The following is a 2,176-nucleotide window of genomic DNA, read 5'->3' on the forward strand; positions in this document are numbered from 1 at the left end:
GTAAGCATCCGGCTAACACAGCCTTACCAAGCGATCCTATAAGCCTTAATTTAGTTCCCACCTAAAAACAAGTGGGGACTTAATCCATGAACATGGATATATATTCAGCAACACCTCCTGTTGCTAAAAAACGCAGAACATACAGCAAAGAATTCAAACTCAGTATTGTCAATGCCTGTAAAAATCCTAATACCTCGATCGCTTCGGTCGCACTGCAACATAGTATTAATGCCAACCTTGTCAGTCGTTGGATCAGGATCTTCAGCCATCATGAGGGTGCCGTGCAGGATCCTACTCATGTGAATCCAGCATTTATTGCTTTGCCTTACACTGCTGAAATCAGCCAACCTATTGATGAGAGGATCACGTTGTGTATCACCGTGCCTCATACGAATAATGATATTCAGCTAAAATGGCAGACATCAGAAATACCTGTCTTGGCAGAATTACTCAAGGCACTTGCAACATGATCCGCATTGATGAAATCTGGTTGTCTACTCAGCCCATGGACATGCGTGCAGGTATGGATACGACCATGGCTCAGGTGGTGAGAGCCTTTGGCTCAATCAAACCGCATTGCGCCTACCTGTTCTGTAATAAACGTGGTCATCGTATGAAAGTGTTGGTACATGATGGACTGGGCATCTGGCTGTGTGCCCGGCGTTTGGAACAGGGTAAATTTCACTGGGCTCAAGTTCACCAAGGTGAAACCGTGGCCCTCAGCCCGGAACAGTTACAGGCATTAATCCAAGGTTTGCCTTGGCAGAGAATTGGATTGCAGCAAGTGGTGAATATGCTCTAAACCAAGCTCGACCATTCTGCCATCCTCCAAACGTTCTATTTCATTCTCTTCATGACCTCAGGCATACTGCGGTCATGAATACGCTGCCTGACTTAAGCCAACTGACCCATGAACAACTGCTGGAATTCACCAGACAGTTGGCGATGCAGCATCAGTCTCTAGCACAATCAAACCAGCAATTAGATGCCAGAGTTCAACATCTTGAAGTCACCAATCAGCAATTAGATTCTAAAGTTCAACATCTTTCTATTCTCAATCAAAAATACGAGCATGAACTCGCACTATTTAAACAGCACAAATTCGGCAGTAAAAACGAACATCTCACTGCAAAACAAATCCATCTATGGGATGAAGCGGTTGAAGAAGATATTGCCGCGGTTGATCTAGAACTGGAACGGCTAAATGCAGATAAAACCAATGCAGCGACACAGAAAGCCAAAACCAATAAACCTAAACGTCGACCACTGCCAGATCATCTACACACCATCCGTATTGAGCATGAACCTGCATCAACCCAATGTGCTTGTGGCTGCCAACTCCGTCGTATCGGCGAAGATATCAGTGAAAAACTGCATTTCAGACCGGCACAGTTCTATAAGGAACAGCATGTGCGTGGTAAATGGGTCTGTGATCAGTGTGACACCCTGACTCAGCAAGCGATGCCCGCCTATGTGATTGATAAAGGCATTGCTTCACCTGAATTGCTCAGCCATGTGCTGGTATCGAAGTATGCCGATCATTTGCCGCTGTACCGTCAACGTCTGATCTATCAGCGGGCGGGAATCGAGCTTTCTAGATCAACGTTATCTGACTGGATAGGTCGCTGCGGTGTAGAACTGGAGCCTCTGGCCAATGCCTTAAAAGAGGTGGTACTACAACAGCAGGTGCTGCATGCAGATGAAACACCGGTCACCATCATGCGGATGGGTGAGAATGATAAAAAACCGAAGAAAGGTTATGTCTGGGCCTATGCCACCACACAGTACAATCCAGTTCAGGCGGTGATCTATGACTTTCAGGATAGTCGTTCAGGCCAGCATGCTGAAGAGTTCTTGAAAGGCTGGCAGGGCTATCTAGTCTGTGATGATTACAGTGGTTATAAAGCACGTTTTAAATCAGGTCAGGTGATTGAGGTGGGCTGCATGGCCCATGCACGTCGTAAATTCCATGAACTGCATGTAACTGGGAAAAGTCAGGTTGCTGAACAGGCATTAGTGCTGATTCAGAAACTGTATGCGATAGAAGCCGAACTCAGGAAAAAGACCGATGGTACAGCGGAAGACCGCCGCGAATACCGACAACAGCATAGTCAACCAGTGATGCAACAACTATATGAATGGCTCAACCAACATCATCTGACAGTGCCATCGAGTT

The 2,176-nt window shown here is 46.2% G+C and carries 3 protein-coding genes; all 3 read left to right on the plus strand.

Annotation, left to right across the window (positions count from 1 at the left end; genetic code table 11):
* Positions 1-86 precede the first annotated feature (86 nt).
* A complete protein-coding gene (locus FTU35_RS13245; protein ID WP_154320783.1) occupies positions 87-470 on the plus strand; it encodes a transposase in 384 nt (127 codons plus the stop codon).
* Entirely contained in the window at positions 467-802 is a 336-nt protein-coding gene (gene tnpB / locus FTU35_RS13250) for an IS66 family insertion sequence element accessory protein TnpB (RefSeq protein WP_171501105.1), read from the plus strand. The genes FTU35_RS13245 and tnpB overlap by 4 nt, the downstream gene beginning before the upstream one ends.
* Positions 803-876: 74 nt before the next feature.
* Positions 877-2,176, plus strand: a 1,300-nt coding sequence (locus tag FTU35_RS13255) for an IS66 family transposase (protein WP_180064807.1), incomplete at its 3' end; no start/stop codon positions are given.

Source organism: Acinetobacter sp. YH12095 (assembly GCF_013419245.1).
GTDB classification, from domain to species: Bacteria; Pseudomonadota; Gammaproteobacteria; order Pseudomonadales; family Moraxellaceae; genus Acinetobacter; species Acinetobacter towneri.